Origin of the sequence: Paraglaciecola sp. L3A3 (assembly GCF_009796765.1) — a bacterium.
Classification (GTDB): domain Bacteria; phylum Pseudomonadota; class Gammaproteobacteria; order Enterobacterales; family Alteromonadaceae; genus Paraglaciecola.
In genome coordinates this window covers 149,075-173,276 of sequence record NZ_CP047023.1, presented here as the reverse complement: position 1 = coordinate 173,276, position 24,202 = coordinate 149,075, and the positions used below count along the sequence as shown (strand labels likewise).

23 protein-coding genes and 2 pseudogenes are annotated in these 24,202 nt (G+C 38.9%); 13 read left to right on the top strand and 12 right to left on the bottom strand.

What is annotated here, in order from left to right; translation table 11 throughout:
- Positions 1 to 43: 43 nt before the first annotated feature.
- The gene (locus GQR87_RS00715) at positions 44 to 451 is read right to left on the bottom strand and encodes a biopolymer transporter ExbD (RefSeq protein WP_158965569.1); all 408 of its coding nucleotides are present in this window, start codon (positions 449 to 451) and stop codon (positions 44 to 46) included.
- A gap of 233 nt (positions 452 to 684) precedes the next feature.
- Entirely contained in the window at positions 685 to 1,755 is a 1,071-nt protein-coding gene (locus GQR87_RS00710; RefSeq protein ID WP_199271666.1) for a substrate-binding domain-containing protein, read from the bottom strand.
- A gap of 124 nt (positions 1,756 to 1,879) precedes the next feature.
- Between GQR87_RS00710 and GQR87_RS00705 the strand changes: the two genes are divergently transcribed.
- The 5 genes from GQR87_RS00705 to GQR87_RS00685 are packed head-to-tail and all read left to right on the top strand — an operon-like array spanning position 1,880 to position 7,864.
- Entirely contained in the window at positions 1,880 to 2,371 is a 492-nt protein-coding gene (locus GQR87_RS00705; RefSeq protein WP_158965567.1) for a formate dehydrogenase subunit gamma, read from the top strand.
- Entirely contained in the window at positions 2,371 to 3,933 is a 1,563-nt protein-coding gene (locus tag GQR87_RS00700; RefSeq protein ID WP_158965565.1) for an NADH-quinone oxidoreductase subunit NuoF, read from the top strand. The genes GQR87_RS00705 and GQR87_RS00700 overlap by 1 nt, the downstream gene beginning before the upstream one ends.
- A complete protein-coding gene (gene fdhF, locus GQR87_RS00695) occupies positions 3,933 to 6,827 on the top strand; it encodes a formate dehydrogenase subunit alpha (protein WP_158965563.1) in 2,895 nt (964 codons plus the stop codon). The genes GQR87_RS00700 and fdhF overlap by 1 nt, the downstream gene beginning before the upstream one ends.
- Complete coding sequence (gene fdhD / locus GQR87_RS00690) at positions 6,828 to 7,658, top strand: formate dehydrogenase accessory sulfurtransferase FdhD (protein WP_158965561.1); 831 nt, start codon at positions 6,828 to 6,830, stop codon at positions 7,656 to 7,658. It abuts the gene before it with no gap.
- Positions 7,640 to 7,864, top strand: coding sequence for a formate dehydrogenase subunit delta (locus tag GQR87_RS00685; RefSeq protein ID WP_158965559.1), 225 nt, complete (start codon positions 7,640 to 7,642; stop codon positions 7,862 to 7,864). The genes fdhD and GQR87_RS00685 overlap by 19 nt, the downstream gene beginning before the upstream one ends.
- A 21-nt stretch (positions 7,865 to 7,885) precedes the next feature.
- Here the strand turns inward: GQR87_RS00685 and GQR87_RS00680 are convergent, their stop codons facing one another.
- The 4 genes from GQR87_RS00680 to fldB form a co-directional block, all read right to left on the bottom strand.
- Positions 7,886 to 9,124, bottom strand: coding sequence for a leucine-rich repeat-containing protein kinase family protein (locus tag GQR87_RS00680; RefSeq protein WP_158965557.1), 1,239 nt, complete (start codon positions 9,122 to 9,124; stop codon positions 7,886 to 7,888).
- 154 nt (positions 9,125 to 9,278) lie between these two features.
- A complete protein-coding gene (locus GQR87_RS00675; RefSeq protein ID WP_158965555.1) occupies positions 9,279 to 9,485 on the bottom strand; it encodes a cold-shock protein in 207 nt (68 codons plus the stop codon).
- A 227-nt stretch (positions 9,486 to 9,712) separates the two neighbouring features.
- Positions 9,713 to 10,501 (bottom strand): CLCA_X family protein, encoded by a 789-nt coding sequence (locus GQR87_RS00670; RefSeq protein WP_158965553.1) that lies wholly within the window; start codon positions 10,499 to 10,501, stop codon positions 9,713 to 9,715.
- Positions 10,502 to 10,512: 11 nt separating this feature from the next.
- A complete protein-coding gene (gene fldB, locus GQR87_RS00665) occupies positions 10,513 to 11,049 on the bottom strand; it encodes a flavodoxin FldB (RefSeq protein WP_158965551.1) in 537 nt (178 codons plus the stop codon).
- A 282-nt stretch (positions 11,050 to 11,331) separates the two neighbouring features.
- Here fldB and GQR87_RS00660 point away from each other — a divergent pair, with 282 nt between their 5' ends.
- The gene (locus tag GQR87_RS00660) at positions 11,332 to 12,450 is read left to right on the top strand and encodes a hypothetical protein (RefSeq protein ID WP_158965549.1); all 1,119 of its coding nucleotides are present in this window, start codon (positions 11,332 to 11,334) and stop codon (positions 12,448 to 12,450) included.
- A 22-nt stretch (positions 12,451 to 12,472) separates the two neighbouring features.
- Here GQR87_RS00660 and msrA read toward each other — a convergent pair whose 3' ends face one another.
- Entirely contained in the window at positions 12,473 to 13,018 is a 546-nt protein-coding gene (gene msrA, locus GQR87_RS00655; RefSeq protein WP_158965547.1) for a peptide-methionine (S)-S-oxide reductase MsrA, read from the bottom strand.
- A 182-nt stretch (positions 13,019 to 13,200) separates the two neighbouring features.
- Here msrA and GQR87_RS00650 point away from each other — a divergent pair, with 182 nt between their 5' ends.
- The 3 genes from GQR87_RS00650 (at position 13,201) to GQR87_RS00640 (ending at position 15,838) form a co-directional block, all read left to right on the top strand.
- Positions 13,201 to 14,622 (top strand): sodium-dependent transporter, encoded by a 1,422-nt coding sequence (locus tag GQR87_RS00650; RefSeq protein WP_158965545.1) that lies wholly within the window; start codon positions 13,201 to 13,203, stop codon positions 14,620 to 14,622.
- A 653-nt stretch (positions 14,623 to 15,275) separates the two neighbouring features.
- Positions 15,276 to 15,521, top strand: a complete 246-nt coding sequence (locus tag GQR87_RS00645; protein WP_158965543.1) for a type II toxin-antitoxin system CcdA family antitoxin — start codon at positions 15,276 to 15,278, stop codon at positions 15,519 to 15,521.
- Positions 15,521 to 15,838: a CcdB family protein gene (locus GQR87_RS00640; protein ID WP_158965541.1), complete on the top strand. Its 318-nt coding sequence runs from the start codon at positions 15,521 to 15,523 to the stop codon at positions 15,836 to 15,838. Before GQR87_RS00645 ends, GQR87_RS00640 begins: the two co-directional genes overlap by 1 nt.
- 72 nt (positions 15,839 to 15,910) lie before the next feature.
- Here GQR87_RS00640 and GQR87_RS22275 read toward each other — a convergent pair whose 3' ends face one another.
- A complete protein-coding gene (locus GQR87_RS22275; RefSeq protein WP_255456467.1) occupies positions 15,911 to 16,306 on the bottom strand; it encodes a ribonuclease E inhibitor RraB in 396 nt (131 codons plus the stop codon).
- A 3-nt stretch (positions 16,307 to 16,309) separates the two neighbouring features.
- A pseudogene (locus GQR87_RS22270) lies at positions 16,310 to 16,611 on the bottom strand (DUF695 domain-containing protein); the annotation flags it as partial.
- A 62-nt stretch (positions 16,612 to 16,673) separates the two neighbouring features.
- Here GQR87_RS22270 and GQR87_RS22610 point away from each other — a divergent pair.
- Together GQR87_RS22610 and GQR87_RS22605 are read left to right on the top strand one after the other, a co-directional pair.
- A complete protein-coding gene (locus GQR87_RS22610) occupies positions 16,674 to 16,799 on the top strand; it encodes a phage integrase N-terminal SAM-like domain-containing protein (protein ID WP_370459627.1) in 126 nt (41 codons plus the stop codon).
- A gap of 113 nt (positions 16,800 to 16,912) precedes the next feature.
- Positions 16,913 to 17,200: pseudogene (locus GQR87_RS22605) on the top strand (tyrosine-type recombinase/integrase); the annotation flags it as partial.
- Between the two features lie 368 nt (positions 17,201 to 17,568).
- Here GQR87_RS22605 and GQR87_RS00620 read toward each other — a convergent pair.
- Positions 17,569 to 18,393: an SDR family NAD(P)-dependent oxidoreductase gene (locus GQR87_RS00620; RefSeq protein WP_158965535.1), complete on the bottom strand. Its 825-nt coding sequence runs from the start codon at positions 18,391 to 18,393 to the stop codon at positions 17,569 to 17,571.
- Between the two features lie 153 nt (positions 18,394 to 18,546).
- On the opposite strand from GQR87_RS00620, the gene GQR87_RS00615 reads away from it, so the two are divergent.
- Complete coding sequence (locus GQR87_RS00615; protein ID WP_158965533.1) at positions 18,547 to 18,744, top strand: hypothetical protein; 198 nt, start codon at positions 18,547 to 18,549, stop codon at positions 18,742 to 18,744.
- A 35-nt stretch (positions 18,745 to 18,779) separates the two neighbouring features.
- On the opposite strand, the gene GQR87_RS00610 is transcribed toward GQR87_RS00615, so the two are convergent.
- Complete coding sequence (locus tag GQR87_RS00610; RefSeq protein WP_158965531.1) at positions 18,780 to 20,024, bottom strand: mechanosensitive ion channel domain-containing protein; 1,245 nt, start codon at positions 20,022 to 20,024, stop codon at positions 18,780 to 18,782.
- Positions 20,025 to 20,081: 57 nt separating this feature from the next.
- The gene (locus GQR87_RS00605) at positions 20,082 to 20,996 is read right to left on the bottom strand and encodes an acyltransferase (RefSeq protein ID WP_158965529.1); all 915 of its coding nucleotides are present in this window, start codon (positions 20,994 to 20,996) and stop codon (positions 20,082 to 20,084) included.
- 163 nt (positions 20,997 to 21,159) lie between these two features.
- Between GQR87_RS00605 and GQR87_RS00600 the strand changes: the two genes are divergently transcribed.
- On the top strand, positions 21,160 to 24,048 hold the full coding sequence (locus GQR87_RS00600) for a pitrilysin family protein (protein ID WP_158965527.1): 2,889 nt from the start codon (positions 21,160 to 21,162) through the stop codon (positions 24,046 to 24,048).
- Positions 24,049 to 24,202: the final 154 nt, after the last annotated feature.

Below are 24,202 nucleotides of genomic sequence, written 5' to 3'. Positions count from 1 at the left end.
GTGTTCATAAAGAACACGGCGCTTTTGTATGACTTGAAGTTAGTTATTTACCAACTAATACAGATACGTTTTTAATACCTGCTTTTTTCACTTCATTGATAACTTCAGTTACATCACCATGTTTAGCTTTAGGATGAGCTTGTACTGCAGCCGATTCTTGAGCATTTTCAGCCAAGAAACTTTGAATATTTGCTTCAACTCGGCGAATATCTACTTCACGTCCATTCACTACAATCGTACCGTCTTCGTTAACACGAATAGCTAACGATTTAACGTTAGTAGGAGGCGGTGGTGTTTTAGAATCTTTAGGACGATTAACTTCCAAACCTTTCTCTTTAACAAAAGAGGTAGTTACAATAAAGAAGATAAGCATGATGAACACTATGTCCAACATGGGTGTCATATCAATGGTTGCTTCGTCGTCGGCAGAGCCGTGCTTTTTTCTTTTCATTATTAAAAATCGCCAATTGGGTTAAAACGAATCTGCCTAGTATAAAGACAGTTTCTTCTCAGAGCATCAATTAATTAACCTTAACTTAATAAAACACTCAATTTAATTACTTATCAATGTACCTCATAGACTGCCGTAAATAGCGCTAATAATCCAGTAGGTTTTGAAAATTATCCTATCTGAATTTCAGGTTGAGCTATATACAAACCCCTTCACCCCTTTATTTTACTGGTTTAAAACCAAGCTAATAGTTGTTTAAGTTCCTTTATTTCTCCGCAATTATTTGGCAGGTAACCTGGTAATTCAGTCAATTCCTCCTCAAATTTGCTACTTTTCATCACATCTATTAGTTGTTTTGTTTGCGGTAGATCCAAGGTTTTATTTTTACAAACCATTAAATAATGCTCAGACACTAAAGGTATAAAGTCTAAACCAAAATGCCTAGCCGCCGCTTCAATACCCAAACCGACATCTGCCATGCCCGAAGCAATAAAAGCAGCAACAGCCGAATGTGTATATTCTTCATCTGCAAAGCCATTAATATCTGAATGACTTATTTGTGCTGTGCGTAATAACTCATCCAATAAAGCACGAGTACCTGATTCTTTTTGGCGATTAATAAATTTAACATCTTCTTGCGTTAAATCGGTTATGCCATAAATACCTTTAGGATTATTGGGTTGCAGCATCAAACCTTGTTGACGGGTGACAAAGCTAATAATTTTATGCTCATTTGTTTTCAAATAAACACGAAACAAACTTTTCATCCCTTCACTCAGAGCTGAAATTGGCACATCAAAAGCAGCAAGATCACAATTCCCTCTAGCCAGAGAGGATAAAGCTTCCTCTATACTTTTATATTGTAAATCTAGCGGCAAATCTTCACTGTAATCGGCTAATAAGGCGACAGCATAACCATGACTAGCATGAATACGTAGAGCCGGTTTTACATCCACTAAAATCCGTTGAATTTCTTTATTTAATTCTGAGGTTAAATTATCTAACTGTGGACCTAATCTAGCTGAGACTCTATGTTTGGACCAAAGTAATTTATCACCCAACAATGAGAGTTTAGCTCCACGACCTTTTTGTAATTCCACTAAAGGCATGCCAAACAGTTGCGAAGATTTTTGAATTAAATTCCAAGCAGAACGATAGGAAATACCTACACTAAGAGCGGCGGTGGTTAATTTATTCGAATGTTTTATTTCAGCCAATAAATGAAACAACACTGGAGACAATTCATTACCTTGTTCGTCAGTGAAGGTCCAATTGGGTTTAATATTTAATTTTTTAATATGCATTTTTGTACATATTTGGTATCTGCTGCATACATGTTATTTTAGCTTAAAATACTATTCAGCCAACAATATATGCATTTAAATGCATATATTCAAGTGATTAACAGTTGTTGTAAGGCCAAAGATTATGAGTGACGTTTCAAGTTGGGATCCACAAGCAGTAAAGGATATTATCGACTCTTTACGGGGGATGCCTGGTGCACTATTACCAATTTTGCATGCTATTCAGGATTCTCAAGGTTACATTCCCAAAGATTCGGTGCCAATTATAGCCTCAGCACTTAATCAGACCAGCGCCGAAATTCATGGTGTGATTAGTTTTTATCATCATTTTCGTACTTCTAAGCCAGGCAATCATGTTATTCAACTGTGCCGAGCTGAAGCGTGCCAAGCAAGGGGGGCAAGAGAATTAGAAAAACATGCAAAGTCATCACTTAATCTTGATTACCACGGCACAACAACAGATCAAGAATTTACCTTAGAACCTGTTTATTGTTTAGGCAATTGTTCAAACGGCCCAAATATACAAATCAATGACGAAATTTTTGCCCGAGTATCGAACACTAAATTTGATCAACTACTCGAGCAAAAAACCACTTATATAGTGGAGTTATCATAATGAGCTTTACAGTTTTTATTCCAAGAGATACCTCAGCCCTAGCGGCAGGTGCCCATAGAATCTCTGCCTTGATCCGAGCAGAAGCTAAAAATCGCCAGCTAGACCTAAACGTTATTCGTAATGGCTCCCGTGGTATGTTTTGGCTAGAGCCGCTGATTGAAGTCGCCACAAAAAATGGCCGAATAGCTTATGGTCCAGTGACTGAGTCAGACATATCATCATTATTCGATGCCGAATTTTATCTGGGTAAACCTAACCACCCCCTATGTTTAGGACAAACCGAAAATATTCCCTATTTAGCCAAACAACAAAGATTAACTTTTGCTAGAGCCGGTATTATCGATCCAGTCAACATAACTGATTATTTACAATACGACGGTTTTAAAGGTTTACAAAAAGCCTTAACGCTCAGCTCCCAAGCCACTATTGATGAAGTGACATCTTCAGGGCTTAGAGGCCGTGGAGGCGCAGCCTTTCCTACCGGTATAAAATGGCAAACTGTGCATGACTGCCCAGCAGAGCAAAAATACATAGTCTGTAATGCTGACGAAGGTGATTCAGGCTCTTTTGCTGATCGCCTAGTAATGGAAGCTGACCCCTTTATGTTAATTGAAGGTATGATCATTGCCGGGTTAGCAGTAGGCGCAAATCAAGGGTATATCTATCTACGTTCAGAATATCCCGTGGCTCACGCGATTCTCAATCAAGCTATCGAAAATGCTTATGCCCATGGCTATTTAGGCGACGATATTTTATCCGGTGGTAAAACCTTTCACCTAGAAGTACGTCTTGGCGCCGGGGCTTACATTTGTGGTGAAGAAACCTCATTGCTTGAAAGTTTAGAAGGTAAACGAGGCCTAGTACGCTTTAAACCACCACTACCTGCTATCGAAGGTTTATTCGGTCGCCCTACTGTGATTAATAATGTTTTATCTTTAGCTGCTATTCCCTATATTTTAGCCGAAGGCGGCAGCAGTTATGCTAACTATGGCATGGGCCGTTCCAAAGGCACATTGCCCTTCCAATTGGCTGGCAACGTCAATCAAGGTGGACTAATTGAACTCGCATTTGGTTTGACCTTAAGAGAATTACTCAATGAATTTGCCGGCGGTACCTTTACGGGTAAACCTATGCATGCCATTCAAGTAGGTGGCCCGTTAGGCGCTTATTTACCCGAAGAGCAATGGGATACCCCCTTAGACTATGAATCATTTTCAGCTATTCAAGCAGTGTTGGGTCATGGCAGCATAGTAGTGTTTGATGACACAGTAGACATGTTAGAACAAGCGCGTTTTTCTATGGAATTCTGCGTAGCTGAATCCTGCGGTAAATGCACGCCATGTCGAATAGGGTCAGTTCGAGGTGTAGAAGTGATTGATAAAATTCGAGCTGGTGATAACACAGAACAAAATATCGAATTATTGGAGGATTTATGCGAAACCATGATCCACGGTTCTTTATGTGCCATGGGCGGCATGACTCCCTTTCCTGTACAAAGTGCCTTTAAACACTTTGCTGAAAATGTAGATGCCGCCATCACCAAACAAGCAGGAGAACAATAATGGTTGAGATTTTCGATCCAAAAACAATAGATTTTGATAAAGATTACGGCACGCCTGCCAGCCAATCTAGCACCATGCTCTCCTTGAATATCGATGGCACTGATATAGCAGTACCAGAAGGTACCTCAGTATTACGAGCTGCAGCTTTAGCCGGGATTAACATACCCAAACTGTGTGCCTCAGATAATTTAGAAGCCTTTGGCTCTTGTCGTATGTGTACTGTGCAGATTGAAGGTCGCAGAGGTTATCCCGCGTCTTGTACCACACCCGTGGCCGAAAACATGCGTGTCAGCACGCAAACAGAATCTTTAGCTAAACTGCGCAGAAATATCATGGAATTGTATATTTCTGATCACCCATTAGATTGTTTAACTTGCCCAGCGAATGGCGACTGTGAATTACAAGACGTAGCTGGAGCTGTGGGCTTACGTGAAGTACGTTATGGCTTTGAAGGTGAAAACCACTTACAAGCTGAAAAAGACACCAGTAACCCTTATTTCACCTATGATCCTAGCAAATGTATTGTTTGCTCTCGTTGTGTACGAGCATGTGAAGAAGTACAAGGTACGTTTGCCTTAACGGTAGAAGGCAGAGGATTTGATTCAAAAATTGCTGCAGGGCAAAATGGTTCATTTTTAGAATCTGACTGTGTGTCTTGTGGCGCTTGCGTACAAGCCTGCCCTACTTCAACGTTAATCGAAAACACGGTTGTTGATATGGGCCAACCCGAACACAGCGTGGTCACTACTTGCGCTTATTGTGGTGTAGGTTGCTCATTCAAAGCTGAGATGAAAGGTGACAAAGTGGTTCGTATGGTGCCTTACAAAGGTGGCCAAGCTAACCAAGGTCATTCTTGTGTAAAAGGTCGTTTTGCCTTTGGTTACGCTACTCATAAAGATAGAATTGTTGACCCCATGATCCGCGATGATATTCATCAGCCTTGGCGCAAAGTCAGCTGGCAAGAAGCCATTGAGTTTTCGGCTAAAAAACTACGTGCTACCCAAGAGAAATACGGTAAACAAAGCATAGGGGGGATTACTTCTTCTCGTTGTACCAATGAAGAAACCTATCTAGTTCAAAAATTAATACGCGCCGCCTTTGGCAATAACAATACCGATACCTGCGCTCGCGTTTGTCATAGCCCAACAGGGTACGGCTTAAAAACCACTTTAGGCGAATCTGCTGGCACACAAACCTTCGATTCAGTTAAACACAGTGATTGTATATTAGTTATCGGAGCCAACCCTACTGACGCACATCCAGTGTTTGGCTCTATGCTGAGAAAACGTCTTAGAGAAGGGGCAAAATTAATTGTTGCCGATCCACGGAAAATTGATTTATTAAATACCCCACATCTAACAAATGCCATTCATTTACCACTTCGTCCAGGTACTAATGTCGCTTTGGTTAATGCTCTTGCGCACACTATCATGCAAGAAAAATTGCATGACCAAACATTTATCGATGAGCGTTGTGATGACATTGCCTTTAAAAAATGGCAAACCTTTATTTTAGAAGAGAAAAATTCACCGGAAGCAATGCAAAGTGTCACTGGCGTGCCAGCAGAAGATATTCGTCGAGCAGCGCGAGAGTATGCCAAAGCAGGAAACGGCGCAATTTATTACGGCTTAGGAGTAACTGAACACAGCCAGGGCTCTACTATGGTAATGGGGATTGCTAACCTAGCCTTAGCCACGGGTAACATTGGTCGCGAAGGTGTAGGTGTTAATCCACTAAGAGGCCAGAACAACGTACAAGGCTCTTGCGATATGGGCTCTTTCCCCCATGAATTACCAGGCTATCAACATGTATCTGATGACATTGCCCGAGGACATTTTGAGAAAGTGTGGGGAGTGGAATTAGATCACGAACCTGGACTACGCATTCCTAATATGTTCGATGCGGCCATTGCTGGCAAGTTCAAAGCTATGTATGTACAAGGAGAAGACATTGCCCAATCAGATCCCAATACACATCATGTGGAAAAAGCTCTCAAGTCTTTAGACTGCTTAATCGTGCAAGACATATTCTTAAACGAAACCGCGAAGTTTGCTCACGTCCTGCTACCCGGTTCAACATTTTTAGAAAAAAATGGCACCTTCACTAATGCTGAACGCCGCATCAACCGAGTACGCAAAGTCATGCCTGCGCTTGGTGGTAAAGAAGACTGGGAGGTGACGGTAGACTTAGCCAATGCTTTAGGTTATCCAATGAACTACCAACACCCATCTGAAATTATGGATGAAATTGCCAGCTTAACCCCATCGTTTAGCGGCGTAAGTTATCAAAAACTCGAGGAGCAAGGCAGTATTCAATGGCCATGTAACGAGCAATATCCTGATGGCACACCTACCATGCATGAAGTCGACTTCCCAATCGGCAAAGGTAATTTTGCGATTACCCAGTACCTAGCTACCGAAGAAAAAGCCAGTAGACGTTTTCCTTTATTGTTAACCACTGGACGGATTTTATCTCAGTACAATGTGGGCGCCCAAACCCGTCGTACCGACAACCAAGCTTGGCATGATGAAGATAAACTTGAACTTCACCCTAGCGATGCAGAGTTAAGAGGTATCAAACAAGACGATTGGTTAGGTATCACAAGTCGAGCTGGGCATACAGTATTACGCGCTTGTATTAATGACAGAATGCAACCTGGCGTGGTGTATACAACTTTTCATCACCCTCATAGTGGCGCAAACGTTATCACCACAGACAATTCAGACTGGGCAACCAACTGTCCTGAATATAAAGTCACTGCGGTACAATTAGAAAAAGTCAGCCAACCTTCAGTGTGGCAAAAAGAGTTTGTTGATTTCCATAAAAAACAGATCAACCTATTAGAACAAGGAATTGACAATGACAATTCTCAGCATAAAGATGCAGTAAAATAAATGTCTGTAGTTGATTCAACAGGCTACACAAGTTTTGCTGTATCTCAGTGGCGTGAAGGTGTTATTACTGACGCGCCAGATCACTTGATTGAAGAAGTCCCTATTGCACTTGTGTATAACGGGATTTCTCATGTAGTGATGATGGCCACTCCTCAAGATTTGGCAGACTTTGCTTTAGGTTTTAGCCTGACCGAAGGTATATTGCAAAGTGCCACAGAGTTATTGGATCTAGAAATTGTCCTACAATCTAATGGCATAGAGGTGTTGATGACGATCACAGCTAGGCGTATGAACCAACTGAAACAAGTAAGGCGTAATCTTACCGGCAGAACAGGTTGTGGACTATGTGGTGCCGAATCCTTGCAACAAGCTATTCGACCGGTACAAACTTTAGTCAACAATATTAAGGTAAATGATTTAGCCATTCAGTTGGCCGTTAAGCAATTACATCAATTTCAGCCATTACAACAATTAACTGGCGCTTGTCACGGCGCAGCCTGGTGTGATTTATCAGGACAAATTTTATTGGCTAAAGAAGATGTGGGTCGACACAATGCCCTAGACAAATTACTCGGCGCATTAGCCAAGAGCAACACAGATTTTAACCAAGGATTTGTGCTGGTATCAAGCCGCGCAAGTTATGAAATGGTACAAAAAGTTGCAAGTGTGGGGGTGGGCTTACTGGTATCAGTGTCTGCCCCAACAGCATTTGCCGTTAATCTCGCTAGGCAAAGTCAATTAACACTTGTCGGATTTGCCAGAGCAGGCAGACATGTACATTACAGTCCAATCATCGAAAATGAAGAAACAATATGTCAACCGAACAATTAGTCAAAATGGTTAATCAAATAGCTAACAACAACAGCCATCAAACAGAATCAGAATCAGTTGAATTAATCTGTAATCACCTGAAAAAATTCTGGGCCTTGTCGATGAAAAAACAAATTATTGAGTATACACAACAAGATTTAAACGAACTGACACCGCTAGCTAAAAAAGCAATAGTTAAACTGGCGACAATTTATAATGATAAATGATAATCGTAAAAACATGAGCAACTATTGAGTTAGCTTTAATAGTTGCTGATAGTCATCAGTCGACTTATCTTGCTGGTCACACACACTAAGCAGATCTAACAAAAAATATCTCAAAGCTCTTTGTTCAATCTGTTTGACTTGTTTTTGCTGGGCATCATTCAACATATGGTACATAGACGCCGCACCAAAATCACCAAACAGTATATTGGCTTGCTCATCGAATAAGGTATTGTGAGCATATAAGTCTCCATGACACACCCGCTTGTTATGCATATGTTCGAACACTTGTTGCATTTGTTTAACTATTTTATTTACTTTTTCGATAGGCAAACTAAAGCCAGCAGGAAAGGTGTCTCGGGTGCAGGTATCGAAAGACGGTGGTAAGCCTAAATTTTGATAGTGGTCAGGAATAAGCTCCATGATCAAGGCTAAATACTCAGGTTCTTTCACCTGAGCTAAAGGCTTCACTAAGTTGATATGATTACCCACTTTTAAACATGCATTCAGCTCATCCTCTGGATAACCATCAGTGGTAACCTCGCCTTTGAAAACTTTTACTGCCATCGCCTCGGGCAAGTTCAACTCATTATCTAACCAAGTACCTTTAGATATCACCCCAGAAGCGCCTTGACCCAACACTTGCTGTAATGTAAAACTCGAGGAAGTGATCTCTGGAACAGACTGCATATTTACGTCTGCTTGGCTAAAAGGGTTACCAGAAAAAGCCAACCATGCCAGTTTAGGTAATCCTAAAAGTTGATCTGGGCATTCAGTTAGCTGATTGGCAGAAATACGTACCAGTTCTAAATTATGTAACTGCGCCATAGACTTTGGCAGAGTTGTGAGTTTATTTCCCGCCAAAGCTAATTTTTGCAAGTTAATCCGCCCGCCTAATGCGTCAGGCAAGGTTTCAATTTGATTGTCAGTTAATATCAACCAACGTAATTTTTGCGGTAATGAATTGGCCGGAACCTGTTTAATTCGATTGGCTTTAAACCCCACCATTTCAAGGTTTTCACACTGGCCTAAAACCTCAGGTAAAATCTTAAATTGATTATTTGATGCAAAAATTATTTTTAATTTTTTTAATTGTATCAACTCGTCAGGTAAGGATGACAATTGATTATTGGATAAATCTAGGATTTCTAATGAATCAGCTAAAGACAAAATTTCTAAAGGGAAGGATTTCAGTTGGTCAGATAAAGATAGACGTTTTACACCCTTCAAGGCGCCGGATTTTAGCTGATTGAGAGTTTGCAAAAATTTGAATCACTAATTGGAAGTTGGAAAACGAAGGTGAACCGAATGGTTATAAAACATATTTAACGAAACCCCGGTAAACTGAAGCTATACAGCAGCAATTTACCTTGGTCTAACCTAAGGTAAATTACCTTAGGTTTTAGCTTATTACTGCTTAAGCAGGAACAACTTTATTTGCACAAGGACCTTTTTGGCCTTGGCCTACTTCAAATTCTACAGCTTGACCGTCGGTCAAAGTTGCATAACCGCCACCAGCTTGGATTTCTGAATGATGTACGAACAAATCTTTGCCGCCGTCTTCAGGTGTAATAAATCCGAAACCTTTATCTGCGTTGAACCACTTAACTGTACCTTTACTCATTTTCTTTACTCATTATTGTTGGTGAAATAAAAAATTATAGTCGAATTCACCGGTTCGAATATAATGTGAAAATTGCTATTAAAGGCTAATAATTTACATTATTTAGCATCAATAGAATTATCTGAATACATAATATGTTCATCAGAGTACTAGACTTGAACAATTCTTGCACCAATAAACGTAGTTTATCTACATAAAATTGCAATTTAATTTAGATAAACTAGATTTTAACCCTTTATAGCCCTACCCAATAAAGCAAAATAACTAAAAAAACACTGACTGATTAGATTTCTTTGCTGCCCTACAGGATAAATACCTAATTTAGCTTCAGGACTTTGTTTGGTGCCTTGTACCAAAAACGCATTTTTTCTAAGGTGGTCTTGAATTGTCGCTTCGAAAGCTCTAGCGGCAAGTTCTTGAGGTTGGGCATAATAATAAGCTTTAAGGATTTTATCCGCCTTGGCACTTTGCTGCACAAATTCACTGGCTTGGCTTTTTTCTGAACCTAAAAAAATGGCTTCAAAACATTGACTCAATTGAGTATTTAACGGATGTTTGATCAATTCTTTATCTCGTAACCAGCAAACAGAAGCAAACTCATGAGTTTTTACACCAGTAAACATTTTGTCACTGATGTAATGGTCAAAGGCATGAAGCCACTCATGGGCTAGTGCCCCCCCACCTGCATTTTTGGCTAAAGCTAATGTTTTTTTCTTCGAGTCATAGTGGGCACTGCTATGTTTTTGGCCTCCACTACCAAAAGCCAAAGACAAACTAGAATTTAACGAAATAACAGGACTAGGTACGGCTAAAATATCCATTAAGTCAAATAAGGCATCAAAAAATAAATTAGCCGCTATTTGTTGCTCACTAACAGTAACCCATTTACCAATAGTCACAGAGCGAAAGCCAAAAATTTTCACAATGTCTTGAAAACTAACGTCTGCCCCATCTCTATGCGATGGACCATTTCGATAATAAGGTTGATGAATTCTAGAGACTGGAGATGTCGACACTGAAGTCACTATTAATCAGTCATTTCGGCAAAAATTTGTTCACACCACTGTTCTATTCGCTGATCCGTTAAATCGTATTGATTTTCATCATCTAAACTTAAACCGACAAAAAACTCTTTATCTTCTGTTAAGGCTTTTGAATGTTTAAAGTCGTAGTCTTCATTTGGCCAATATCCAACAAAATCACAGCCAAGTAGCAAAAGTTCGTCATGCAACATACCTACCGCATCTTGAAACCAATCGGCATAACCAAGTTGATCGCCCAAACCAAATATAGCAACGGTTTTATTCACTAAGGTTAACCTCGCTATATCCTGCCAAGTAGATTGCCAATCTTCTTGTAATTCACCAAAATCCCAAGTGGAAATACCAAAGATTAATTTGTCGAAGTTTTCAGCATGAATCAAAGGCGTGTCTTTAATATTAAATAACTCAATACCTTGATAACCCATAAGTTGATTAAGTTTACTCTCAATTTTTTCAGCGGCCATTTCTGTGTAACAGGTGGTTGAACCGTAAAACAAACCAATTTTTATTGTGTTGGTCATAGCATCCCAAGGTCATATGTGGTTTTGCAGAAGTACAAACATTATTCATATCTATATTTATTTCTGCTACTCAAGTATCTAATAATAAAGTGATTATGACTTTCATACTAGCGTCAAATAACAGCCTAAATTTTAACACTTAATTTACAACACAAGGCGATTTGTGCATTATTTTACACAGAAAAGTAATATTAAAATTAATACCTTGACCCTACACAATACTGATCTTATAAAGAGTATCCGTCAGCCAGTTAGTGCTCTCTCATATAGAATGGATCACATATGAAATTACTCCTTCCATTAGCTTTGCTGTTTGGCTCATTGATGAGTTGCGAACCAAGCAAACAATTAGACCAAAGCAATCAAATAAAAAAAAGCTACGGCCATTGGGTTAAAGAAAAAAATGGTGAGATAACTTTAGATCCTCAGCCTTCAGGATTGACAACTTGGCGCGATAAACTGGTCATGTTAAGTGATAGAAGTGCCGACCCTTCTCAACGATTAAAATTAAGAACCGTTGATCCTAAGAATGCCACCTTAGTTGGCCCTGATATGAAAATGCAGCTATCAGCTAGTGCCTTAGATAGTTGTTTTGCCGACTATGTAAGCGACAATCCTGATTTAGAGTCATTAGCCAAAGATCCCGATAAAGATACCATTTTTTATATGACGTCTGAAGACGCAACCAGCGCGTCTCCCATGTCAGAAATGTGCCAGAAAAAATATAAAAAAACCGGCTCAACTGACTACCCTCGCCTCTTAATTAGACTAGAAGTTGAATCTTCCACAAAAGTATTAATTACCCATATACGACCAATCCAGTTTAACGACAAGATGGCAGTTGGCAACTTCCCTAATGATGGTATCGAAGCTTTAACTTTTGGTAAAAACCGTACACTTTATCTAGGTATAGAAAAAGATTCGGCCAAAAAAGCGCGTATTTTTTCATTGCAGCTTGATGAAACATTTTGGCAAACCGATGACTTTGCGGCGGTGTCCGAAGTGATGGTTAAACTACCAATTTTTAAAGGTGGTAATCACCCAATTAACGGTATGGATTTTTATCAAACCCCTACAGGTAAAGAATTTTTAATCGCAGCGGCCAGAAATGATGAAACCTTATGGATCATTGATTTAGCAGGTAAAAAAGACGCACGCATAGTGCCTATCAATTTTTATGCGGAAATAATCAATGGCACAGGGGTATGCCAAAGATTTGAAGAAATGGACAACACCTCAATTGAAGGGGTCGCGATCATAAAAGACACTTTATGGCTTATCAACGACCCTTGGAAAGCAGTGTATTTAAATAATATTAGTTGCCCACAAAACAAAAGAAACTATCAAAGATTTTCTCCTCTTTTGTTTAGTCTAGCCATTCAACAATCTTGGTTTGAATAAACTCTCTTTTTTTATGTGCCCTTTAAGATGAGTGTTTTAATCGACTGGCAAATTTTTGCTTAAATTTAGCCAGCTTAGGGGCAACAACCATATGGCAATATTGATTTTGTGGATTATTTGAAAAATAATCTTGATGGTAATCCTCTGCCTGATAATAGTTATTAATTTCAACTAACTCGGTGACCACAGGATCAGGCCAAATTTCTTCTTCACTAATCTCTTTCAATAATTGCTGGGCAATCTCTTTTTGTTCAGGATTATGATAAAAAATAGCACTACGATATTGACTGCCTACATCATTACCTTGTCTATTTAACTGAGTAGGGTTGTGTAAGGCGAAAAAAATCTCCAACACATCTCTATAACTAATTTGCAAAGCATCAAAAGTTACTTGGACTACCTCAGCATGCCCTGTAGTGCCGCTACATATTTGTTCGTAAGAAGGGTTATCGACATTTCCGCCGGCATAACCTGAGAAGGCTGAAATCACACCATCGACACTATTAAATGCTGATTCAATACACCAAAAGCACCCGCCTGCCAAAGTGGCTATCTGTAAATTTTGCATAAAGACCTCTTAAATTGATGTAATTAATTCTAGTTGCGGTTATACCGTCGAACTAGCCCATGAGTCAAAAATTAAAAACAAAATCCTAAAAAAGTCAGCTACTCCCCCTTGCATAGTAAAAGACTTTTTATTTGTCTGCTGTTAACATTGCCAACAATTATAAAAATAATACAGGATAATATATGAGTTCGTCTCGCGAGCAATTTGGTTCACGCTTAGGGTTTATATTAGCCGCTGCAGGGTCTGCTGTGGGTATTGGCAATATGGTTGGATTTCCCGTCGCTGCAACCAAAAATGGCGGGGGAGCCTTTTTATTAATTTACGCGATTTTTGTCGCATTTATTTGTTTGCCTGTGATGTTAGCCGAAATGTCTGTAGGCCGACATAGTCGTAAAGACCCACTCGGAGCTTACTCTACTATGAGTAATAACCACGGCCCTTGGAAACTAGCCGGATGGTTATCTATTATCACCCCTTTTATGATTGCAGTTTTTTATTTGGTGATTACCGTTTGGATATTTGGTTACTTATTTCAAACAGTTACTGGTAATTTAACCATGCTCGCCAACCCTGCAACGTTTGGTAGTTTTATTAATAACTACAACTTGTTTTATTACATGTTGGCTGTGTTAGCTATTGTATATTTAATTTTGCAAGGTGGTGTAAAGCAAGGGATTGAAAAAGCGGCTAAGGTGATGATGCCAGCTTTGTTTATTATGTTATTAGGCTTAGTCGTTTTCGTGCTGACCTTAGACAATGCCTTTGCTGGGGTTAAGTATTATATCATTCCTGATTTCAGTAAGATTACAGCCTCTGTAGTAAGTGCGGCGCTGTCACAAGCCTTTTTCTCTTTGTCATTAGGTATGGGTATCATGATCACCTATGGCTCCTATTTAGATAAGAAGAGTGACGTACCAGGCTCAGCGAAAATGGTCGCCTTATTAGATACGGCTGTGGCTTTTATTGCAGGTTTAGTGATACTCCCTGCAGTGTTTTCTTTTAATCCGAATATAGACACCAGTACTTTAAGTGATTCTTCGGTTGGAATGATCTTTACCTTCTTACCTAAAATATTCTTAGCCTTACAAGCAGATATTGGTTACATAGGTGCAAGTATAGTTGCCAGCTTATTTTTCATTTTGGTCTTTTTTGCCGCCATCACCTCTATGGTGTCAATCTTTGAGGTACCTGTTTCGGCATTGATGGAAGAAAAGAAATACAGCCGTCGTAAAGCCTTATCTTTACTAGGAGTTTTACTGGTACTTATGTCTATGATGGCCGCAACATCGTTTGGTATAACAGATTTATTAACCAACTTTGTAAGTTATGCAGAGCAGCAAAAGTCATTTTTTGATGTAATCATCGATGTTTTTTACGACACAATTTTGCCACTCAACGGATTTTTAATTTGTGTATTTGTTATATATCGCTGGAAAAAAGCCGAATTTAATAAGGAGTTAGATAATGGTTCTCCTAGCTACGAAAATAGTTGGTTTGAACGATATGTTAATTTTTCAGTCGGCACCTTTATACCTGTCATATTGTTATTGGTGTTCATCAATACTGTGGCTTTGAAATACTTTGGTGCAGCCTTGATTGGGTAGGTACTTATGCGCTGCGCTTACCGCAGTCCATTGCGGTTTTGATTCGGCATCCCTACCGCACCAGTTACTCATGCTATGAAATACATCCCTGTATTTCACCCTTCGGGCCGCACTAAAGTGCGTTCTAAATTTATCCCTTAAATTTAGTCAACAGCCAAGAAATAGTAACCAGACAAAATGGTCGGGAACCATTTTGAACATTTGCAAGATGGCCCGTAGGGCAAAGTACAGGACGTATTTTGTAAAAGCCGCACTCAGACCAAGCTCTATTTCTATTTTTATAAACTCAATAGGTCGTGCTGATTTGTTCCCGACAAAAGACCACTCAATTAGCTATCTCGATAACTGCGTCCTGCGTTATTCTACCTTCCGCCATCCTTGGCGGTCGCATGCCAATTGTCCTATTGAGTTTTGAATAAAAAATAGCGATCTTTGAGTCGCGACAAAATCCAAAACATGTGCTTCGCACACATACCTGATGTTCCACGAACAACGGATATTAACACCTTAATATGAGGCTCAAAATACTTGAGCTAAACTTTATGTGACGTAGAGCATAAGCCAAGTCAATTATGTCCTTTTCATAATTAACTTGTTACATACCCATTCGTACACTAAAATTACACGCATAAGATATGCGCAGGAGTGATGACATGAGAAACCTACATACACAGCAATCAGCTAAAAAGGCTGCTAACTTGAGTTTAAATAGTGAATTATTAGCAGAAGCTAAAAGACTAAATATTAACTTATCAGCAACGATGGAAAAGGCTTTAGAGCAAGCTGTAAATATAAAATTAAGAGAAGAGTGGATTGAAAACAATAGTGATGCAGTCAATGGTTGTAATAAATTAACTGAAAAGTTTGGCTTATTTTCTGATTCATATAGGAAGTTTTAATGCCTCAATTTTCACTATATGCGAATAATGATAAATCGTCATCCAAAGCATACCCATATCTAATTGATGTACAGTCAGACTTATTGAGTGGACTTGAGTCTAGAATTGTAATTCCTTTAACTCCGTTAAAGTTACTAGATACAAAAGCCCCAACTCATTTATGTCCTATTGTGCATATAGAGGAAGGTGACTTTGTGATCCTTACTCACCAAATGACAAGCGTGCCCATTAAAATATTAAAACACGAAGTAAACGACCTGAGTACTTTTCGAAATGAAATTATCGGAGCACTCGATTTTTTAATTACAGGCATATAATGCTTAACATATGGGGATTTTAGGAGCGCTTTTTCAGCGAGTAAAATTCCCACCATGATGTTTTTGTTACACCTACTTTTTCTGAACACTGGTTTCCCACCCGTCATACCGACCACCTAACTCTCGTGCTTTTCTGCCTAATTTAATCGTATGGCTGGTTATATTCCCAAGATGCATTGCTCCAACATGAGTAAATTTTGTGTAGCACTCAGAGCTATCTTCGTCTTTACCGGTAAAATGTAATTCATAATTTTCTGACTTGGCCCATGCAGCAAAATGATTGCATGAAGAGTCATTTGGGAAATATGCCCAGTGCATAACTTCCCTCTCTTTATCTTTCATATCGCCGTTTTCAGACAGTGAATCCAAAACTTTCAAATCTTGAATTACCTGCCAGTCGTCATCTGTTGGATAAAGCTGCTCCCAATAGAATTTTTTGTCAGTATCTTTCTCGTGCACGTACTTCATTTGGTATGACGTTTCGGCTGTAACCTCAGCAATTATTTCTGATGCCTGCTTTTCTTCTATGTTTAGATAAAAATAAAAGAAACGATGACCATCAACTGTTACGCGGCCAACATAAACTCCGCAAACCTCGGAAAATTTTTCATCTAGCATTTCATCAATTTTAGATACTCCTCATTTGTTAGCATGCCTGTTTCTGATGGGTTTTTAAGCGGAAGTTTGATTCTCAAAACGTTATGACGAGGGTCTGATTCTGCAACCTCTCCATAACCGTGATTGTAGGATATCCAAGCTTGGTCTTCGCCCATCGTGGCAGGGAATGTATACCAAATATCTAGCACGATTTCTCCTTATAGGTGTAACACTTTGAATATCCGGAAAAATTCCAAGATCTTGCTGTTATACAAAAAGAACCATTGAAAGTTACTTAAAATGGATCAGCAGCTTTATCCATTTTCATCAGAAAAAAACACCCAAATTTAATGCAAGATACTGAAGTTGAGTTTTTTCTATCACATTTAGTTTTAGAGCTAGATGTCGCATCGGCACTCAATGCTCTAGTGTTTTTATATCGAGATATCATTAGCGCCCTTTAAATAAAAAAAAACGAATCGTTCATTAGCGTGGCAATATATATTTGCCTCACGTCAGTTATCTAAAGATCCTGAAGATAATTCTTTACGCCGTCATTATATCGATGAGTCAGGAATTCAAAAAGCGATTCATTTAGCTGCCAAATTTGTCGCGACTCACTTACTCCGATCTGGTGCAGATATTCGTACGGTGCAAGACCAGCTAGGCCATGTTGATTTACGTACCACACAAATTTATACTCATATTTTACAACATGGCGGTAACAGTGTGGTGAGCCCATTAACGAGACTTGAGCCTTCTTAACCTATGTGACAAGCTTTGATCTTTTGCTTTTTCTAACCACTATTTATACCAATCCGCATTGATAAGTGTACACTCAGCGAGAGCTTAATCAAGGCGCTGGAATGAAGGAATAGTGGGGCTCTTTTGAGTTCGAGCAACGCAGAGTAAGTTCATTTAAAACTTGTCTGTAAGGAATGCCCCAGCGGCTTTTGTCCTGCGTTCTCGGTATTTGAAAGGGAACAACCATTCCTGCACAAAAATGTCTGGAACATTTTTGAACAGCTCCGCTGGCTTAAGCGAAAGGCAGGATGCCTGAAGTATACCGACGCCTTGTTCAAAAGCCGCTAGATGCATTCTGAGAGATCAATTATCAATACGGATTGGTATTACTATCTAATTCTCTGCAACATTTGATATGGGCTGGTATAAGTCAATTCTATACCTAACCTAGCTAAACTCGCGCTGGCGTCTATTTGTTTGCCTTTTTCGTTGTTTTCTTGAGAAATAAACTGGGGTATTGGTAAGTTCAGGGTTTCTGCAGCCCAAGTGTAGTATTCCTCACGACTAGGGTGCTCGGTGGCACTTAGTATAAAGGTTTTGCCCCACAAACCTTTATCTAAGATATTTTGGATTGCTTTGAGCACATCTTGCTGGTGAACTAAATTCACCACTTGCTTAGGTTGAGTTAAACCTGTCTTACCTGACAAAAAATAAACTGGGTGTCGTGTTTCGCCCACCAAACCAGCTAGTCTTAATATACTGAAGTTTTTCGGAAAGTAGTTGCTTACCAACTTTTCTACAGCAAAGTTAACATTAGCCGAATGAGTAATGGGGTTAGGCGTGCTATTTTCAGTGACTTGTCGGCTCTCATCGCCATAAATTGAGGTACTACTAACAAATAATACCTGTTTGATCTGGCTCTGCTGGGCACGAATTAATAACGACTCTATGGCGCGGATAAAATCAAATGATTGTACTGATTTTCGGCCTACGGGAATATTTAAAAAAAGGATATCGCTAGTAAATAGAAGATCAAACTGAGTTTGTTGTAGGTCTAAACCTAATTCAAATTTAACACCACTTATACCCAACTCAGACAATTCATCTATTCCTGCAACAGAGCGACGAGTAGCAACAATATTATGACTTTGTTTGATTAACATTTTTGCTAGTGGAAGGCCTAACCAACCACAGCCCATGACAGCAACTTGCATTTTTAGCCTTAAGGAATTGGATGTTTAACAGATTCTATCTTTATCTTACCTATTAAAATAAGCAAATAAGTAATAAAAATTGATTGGACTATGCTGTTTTCAACTTTTTTGGTGCATAATATAGGGAGTTGGAAAAATTACAGGAATTTATTTATGAGTAATTGGTACGAACCCATTTTATTTGGACTGACTTTAATCTTTTTTGTACTAGGCATGACTAGTATTATTATGGGCGCTTTACCTCAACCTGCTGGTACTAATTCAGTACAGAGCAAGGTGGAATACAGCTTTTTTGGTCTTTCTGGTTTAGCCGTATTCGCAGTATTTTTATACGCCCTTTGCACTGCCTAGTCATACCAATCAATCGTAAAAATTGGTATTAGTTTTTATTGAGGCCTGTCACTAATTCTTTGATAGGCTCTCAATTTGAAAATTGGCAACATTGCCAAAAAGTGATCAAATATATCTCCTTGAATCGCTTCATAATTTGTCCACACTTTATCAGAACAAAAACAATACACTTCTAAAGGTACACCTAACTCAGTAGCAGGTAGTTGGCGAACCATTAAGGTCATCTCTTGATTAATCTTAGTGTGCGCTTTTAGGTAGGCTTGCATATAAGCACGCAAGGTTCCGATATTAGTTAATCTGCGGCTATTCACTAGATCTTGGGTATCAATTTTTTGTTGTTGATGAAAATCCTGTAACTCCTGTTTCTTGGACTCAATATAACTTTTGATATAACGAATACTTGAAAACTCATTCAACATATCTTGATCACAAAATTTAATGCTTTGAATATCGAGATAGATAGCCCGTTTAATTCTGCGCCCGCCAGACTCAGACATGCCACGCCAGTTTTTCACCGACTCAGTGATTAAGGCATAGGTAGGAATGGTCGAGATAGTTTTATCCCAGTTTTGTACTTTTACTGTGGTGAGACCTACTGCTAATACATCACCGTCGGCACCGTATTTGGGCATTTCAATCCAATCGCCTGTATTCACCATTCGGTTCGCCGCAATTTGAATACCAGCCACAAAACCTAATATTGTGTCTCTAAATAACAATAAAAGAATGGCAGTAACTGCACCTAAACCTGATAACAACAATAAGGGTGATTTATCTAATAAATTAGAGATAACCAACAAGCCTGCCACTATCACAACAAATAATTTTCCAACTTGAATAAATCCAGTGATCGGTGCTTTTTTCGCTAGATTTGAAGCATTATAGGTGCCTTCTATTGCATTAAGCAAAGCACTACAAGCGGTGACAGCAACAATCAACACATACACAACTGCTGATTTTTGTAAAAAGCCCAATAGAGCTTCATTGTTGATCAATACATCACTCAGTAAATAAATCACCAATGCAGGAAAAATATGCCCACAACGTTTAAAAAATCCATGTTGATGTAATTCATCATCAAATACGTTTTTACTTTTCATTACAAAGGAAGTCATTTTTCCATTAAAAAATAACCCTGAAAGTTTTAAACTCACCCAAGATAAAATAAAAATAATAACCAATGAAACCAATTGAAAGGTCAAGGTTTCTGGCTCAGTAGTTATGCCAATAACCGCCAAACCGGATATCAATTGTTCATGTATTACGTTATTTGTAAGCACTTATATATGTCCTTTTTGAGTTTTAATGACTCATTTAAAATCAACTTAGCTCACTGACTACATCTTTTTTTTAGTTTCAGCGAGCATAGTTTGAATATCTTGGTCTTTTTCTAACCAAAGTGCAGTTAACCAGCGTTGAAACTTCACTCGTTGAGCCGGATCGGTAAAATAATCAGGTCCGAAGTCACCTCTTTCAATAATTTCAGAAATGGGCAACACTTTTACTTGGACTTGAATGCGACGCACCTTACCACAAACAAAATCCCAATAAGAAGGGGTACCATCTGGGTAGTGAATTGTCACGTCTAAAAGTTTATGTAACTGATCGCCCATTGCTGCCAATACAAAGGCTATACCACCCGCTTTAGGCTTTAATAAATGCTGAAATTGTGCAGATTGACGTTTATGTTTGTCTTCTGTTAACCGCGTGCCTTCAACAAAATTCATAATACTGACAGGTTTGGTTTTAAATTTTTCGCAAGCCTTACGAGTATTTTCTAAATCTTTTCCCTTAAGGTGTGGACGTTTAGCAATTAGAGCCTTGCTATATCTATGCATAAAAGGAAAATCTAACGCCCACCAAGCCATGCCTAGAAATGGCACCCAGATAAGTTCTTTTTTAAGGAAAAATTTTAAAAAAGGAATTTTGCGATTAAACACCCGCTGTAACACTAAAATATCAACCCAAGATCTATGGTTTGAAATAACCAAATACCAATCTTTAGTGCTGACTCCTTCTAACCCTGTCACTTCAAATTTTGTGCGGCAGAATATATTCTGATTCACATTGTTTATCGTTATCCACATAGTGGCGCAACCGTCCAATAAATAAGACATAAACACTTGCCATATTTTTATCGGTAGCAACTTTAAAAATGAAAAAATTAAAATCGGAATTAACCAAAAAATCGTATTAAAAAAATAACCTAACGTGGCTATCGCACCAAAAATTACTGAAAAAACTGCAAACATATTTATTACTTCTCCAAGGACCCCGAGGATTTTAAACTAAGTCGAGCATGGATATGTAGTACTTATTTACACTTGATCACTATTGTTCGATTAATAGGGCTTTAACTAGAGCAATTTATGTATCATTATTTATTCCTAAATTATTTAAATGGTATTAGTTCTCTTGAAAAAACAAATATTATTCAGTGCAAGTCTTGCCACTATCATTAGTTTAAGTGCTTGTAGCGTGAAAGAATCACAGCATCCATCTAGTCAAGCAGCCGACCAATCCATTTCTTTGCCTACGGGTATCAAAAAAATAGATTCTGTTAGTCAAAAAGCAGGCGAACTCGTCATTCCTTTTACAAAGTATGAATTAGACAACGGCTTAACAGTTGTTTTACACCCAGACAAATCCGATCCTTTAGTGCATGTGGATGTCACTTACCATGTAGGTTCTGCTCGAGAAGAGGTTGGTAAATCAGGTTTTGCTCACTTTTTTGAACACATGATGTTTCAAGGTTCAGAGAATGTAGCTGACGAACAACATTTTTCTTTGATAACAGAATCAGGCGGTACCCTTAACGGCTCCACCAGCACAGATAGAACCAATTATTACGAAACCGTCCCCTCAAACCAACTTGAACGTATGTTGTGGTTAGAAGCTGACCGTATGGGTTTTTTCCTCGATGCAGTCACTACCGAGAAATTTGAAAACCAAAGAGAAACCGTTAAAAACGAAAGAGGTCAACGAGTCGATAATCGTCCTTACGGCTTATTACGTGAACGTATTAACGAAGCTATGTACCCTGAAGGTCATCCCTACTCTTGGTTAACCATAGGTTACATCGAAGATTTAAATCGCGCGGATTTAAACGATTTGAAGAAATTTTTCATACGCTGGTACGGACCTAATAATGCCACCCTAACCATAGGTGGAGACATGGATGAAGCGCAAACTTTAGCTTGGGTCAAAAAATACTTTGGCGGCATCCCAAGAGGCCCAGAAGTTGCGGAGCCAGAATATGTTGATGTTACTTTGCCCGAAGACAGATATATTTCTCTAGAAGACAACGTGTCATTACCCTTGATGTATATGGCCATGCCTACGGTACATATTAATCACCCAGACGAAGCCCCCCTTGATGTATTGATGTCAATTTTGGGCTCGGGTAAAACCTCATTATTGTATAAAAATATGGTGAAAAATGGCAAAGCCGTACAAGCGCAAGCTGGTCATGGTTGTCAGGAACTAAGTTGTCAATTTACCCTATTAGGTTTACCTACTCCCGGCACTACATTAGCGGAACTAGAACAGATTGCTCGTGATTCATTATTAGAATTTGAAGCTCGAGGTGGCGCCGAAGATGATGATATTGAGCGAGTCAAAGCCGGAATTGTATCAGGCATGATATACGGACTCGAAAGTGTCAGTGGTAAAGTTAGTCAACTAGCCGCTTATCAGACATTCCGCAACAATCCTAATGGCATTGGCGATGATGTAGCTCGTTATGAAAATGTCACGAAAGACGACGTGATGCGAGTCTATAAAAAATATATCAAAAATAAACCCGCGGTTATCATGAGTATTGTGCCCAAGGGCCAGAAAGACAAAATTATTAAGCCTGATACTTGGCAGCGTTATACACGCAATATTCCTGAAGATAATGATACTACCGAGTTAACTTTACGCCCTGGCACTTCTGATTTTGATCGTTCAGTAATCCCAGCACCTGGTAAAAACCCGAGTATCAGCGTACCTGATATATACCGTACCACCAGCCCAAATGGCATAGAAATTTTAGGCGCAGTAAATGATGAAGTACCTACCACTTCAATCCTTTTACGTATCCCTGCTGGGCAAACCAGAGAAGGCACAGATAAATTAGGTTTAGCTGCATTAACCGCAGCTATGATGGGCGAAGATACCTTACGTTCTACTGCCGAAGACTTATCCAATCAACTACAAAAATTAGGTTCACAAGTTAGTTTTGGCGCGGGCGATCAATTCACTACAGTAAATATCAAAAGTTTAACCAAAAATTTACCTGCCACTTTAGCGATTGCTATCGAAAAGCTCACTCAACCCAAATTTGACCAGGCCGATTTTATTCGTTTGCAAAAACAACAAATTGAAGGATTAAAGAATGCCAAGAAAGATGCCAGCGTAACGGCAACCAATGTGTTTAACACCTTATTATTTGGCCATAATAATAATTTTGCCCATGCAGATAACGGCACAATTGACACAGTAGAAAATATAACACTAGATGACGTGAAAGCTTTTTATAACAAGCATTATGGTCCTGCACATAGCCAACTTATTGTGGTCAGCAACTTAGAATCTAAACAGGTTAAAACTACATTATCAGCTTTAGATTTGTGGCAAGGCCAAACAAGTGAAATGCCTGCGCTTAAATCATTCCCAGAATTAGCTGGAGGCACCTTATATTTTATTAATAAGCCCGAAGCAGCTCAATCAGAAATTCGTATAGGTAAACGAGCACTAACCTATGATGCAACTGGCGAATTCTACCGCGCAGATCTAATGAACTACAACTTAGGGGGGGCCTTTAATAGCCGTATTAATTTAAATTTACGTGAAGATAAAGGTTATACCTATGGAGCCCGTTCATCATTCTCTGGTAATAGTTTTAAAGGTTTATACTGGGCTCGAGCTGGAGTACGTGCCAACACAACCGTGGATTCAATAGTACAATTTAGAAACGAAATAGCCGAATTTTCTAAAAACGGTATGACAGACCAAGAATTGCAATTTATGAAAAGTGCTATTGGTCAAAGAGACGCAAGAAGTTTTGAAACTCCAGGACAAAAACTAGGTTTCTTATCAGAAATCATGACCTACCAGCTCGATAAAAGTTTTAAAGATAAACAAAACGCCATATTGGCTAATATCACTCAGGAAGAATTGAATAATTTGGCTAAAAAACATCTCAAGCTAGATGAGATGATCACCGTAGTGGTAGGTGATAAAGCAAAGTTATTAGACAACCTTAAACCTTTATTCGATAAAATTGTTGAGTTAGATGAAGAAGGTAATATCCTAGAATAGCCATTTTCTAAAAACTGATACCAAGCCGCTTTCAATAACTGACAGCGGCTTTTTTAATTTTTTAAACACAAGCAAAATAAATAAATAGATTTAATTTATCTATTTTTTTGCCACTCCACTTTCATGAAATCAAAGGCAATGGCCAGAAACCTGC

What these genes read in the sequence shown, in the direction of transcription:
- GQR87_RS00715 (WP_158965569.1), bottom strand. Translation starts at nt 451, where the DNA reads ATGAAAAGAAAAAAGCACGGCTCTGCCGACGACGAAGCAACCATTGAT.
- GQR87_RS00710 (WP_199271666.1), bottom strand. Translation starts at nt 1,755, where the DNA reads ATGCATATTAAAAAATTAAATATTAAACCCAATTGGACCTTCACTGAC.
- GQR87_RS00705 (WP_158965567.1), top strand. Translation starts at nt 1,880, where the DNA reads ATGAGTGACGTTTCAAGTTGGGATCCACAAGCAGTAAAGGATATTATC.
- GQR87_RS00700 (WP_158965565.1), top strand. Translation starts at nt 2,371, where the DNA reads ATGAGCTTTACAGTTTTTATTCCAAGAGATACCTCAGCCCTAGCGGCA.
- fdhF (WP_158965563.1), top strand. Translation starts at nt 3,933, where the DNA reads ATGGTTGAGATTTTCGATCCAAAAACAATAGATTTTGATAAAGATTAC.
- fdhD (WP_158965561.1), top strand. Translation starts at nt 6,828, where the DNA reads ATGTCTGTAGTTGATTCAACAGGCTACACAAGTTTTGCTGTATCTCAG.
- GQR87_RS00685 (WP_158965559.1), top strand. Translation starts at nt 7,640, where the DNA reads ATGTCAACCGAACAATTAGTCAAAATGGTTAATCAAATAGCTAACAAC.
- GQR87_RS00675 (WP_158965555.1), bottom strand. Translation starts at nt 9,485, where the DNA reads ATGAGTAAAGGTACAGTTAAGTGGTTCAACGCAGATAAAGGTTTCGGA.
- fldB (WP_158965551.1), bottom strand. Translation starts at nt 11,049, where the DNA reads ATGACCAACACAATAAAAATTGGTTTGTTTTACGGTTCAACCACCTGT.
- GQR87_RS00660 (WP_158965549.1), top strand. Translation starts at nt 11,332, where the DNA reads ATGAAATTACTCCTTCCATTAGCTTTGCTGTTTGGCTCATTGATGAGT.
- msrA (WP_158965547.1), bottom strand. Translation starts at nt 13,018, where the DNA reads ATGCAAAATTTACAGATAGCCACTTTGGCAGGCGGGTGCTTTTGGTGT.
- GQR87_RS00650 (WP_158965545.1), top strand. Translation starts at nt 13,201, where the DNA reads ATGAGTTCGTCTCGCGAGCAATTTGGTTCACGCTTAGGGTTTATATTA.
- GQR87_RS00645 (WP_158965543.1), top strand. Translation starts at nt 15,276, where the DNA reads ATGAGAAACCTACATACACAGCAATCAGCTAAAAAGGCTGCTAACTTG.
- GQR87_RS00640 (WP_158965541.1), top strand. Translation starts at nt 15,521, where the DNA reads ATGCCTCAATTTTCACTATATGCGAATAATGATAAATCGTCATCCAAA.
- GQR87_RS22275 (WP_255456467.1), bottom strand. Translation starts at nt 16,306, where the DNA reads ATGAAGTACGTGCACGAGAAAGATACTGACAAAAAATTCTATTGGGAG.
- GQR87_RS00620 (WP_158965535.1), bottom strand. Translation starts at nt 18,393, where the DNA reads ATGCAAGTTGCTGTCATGGGCTGTGGTTGGTTAGGCCTTCCACTAGCA.
- GQR87_RS00615 (WP_158965533.1), top strand. Translation starts at nt 18,547, where the DNA reads ATGAGTAATTGGTACGAACCCATTTTATTTGGACTGACTTTAATCTTT.
- GQR87_RS00605 (WP_158965529.1), bottom strand. Translation starts at nt 20,996, where the DNA reads ATGTTTGCAGTTTTTTCAGTAATTTTTGGTGCGATAGCCACGTTAGGT.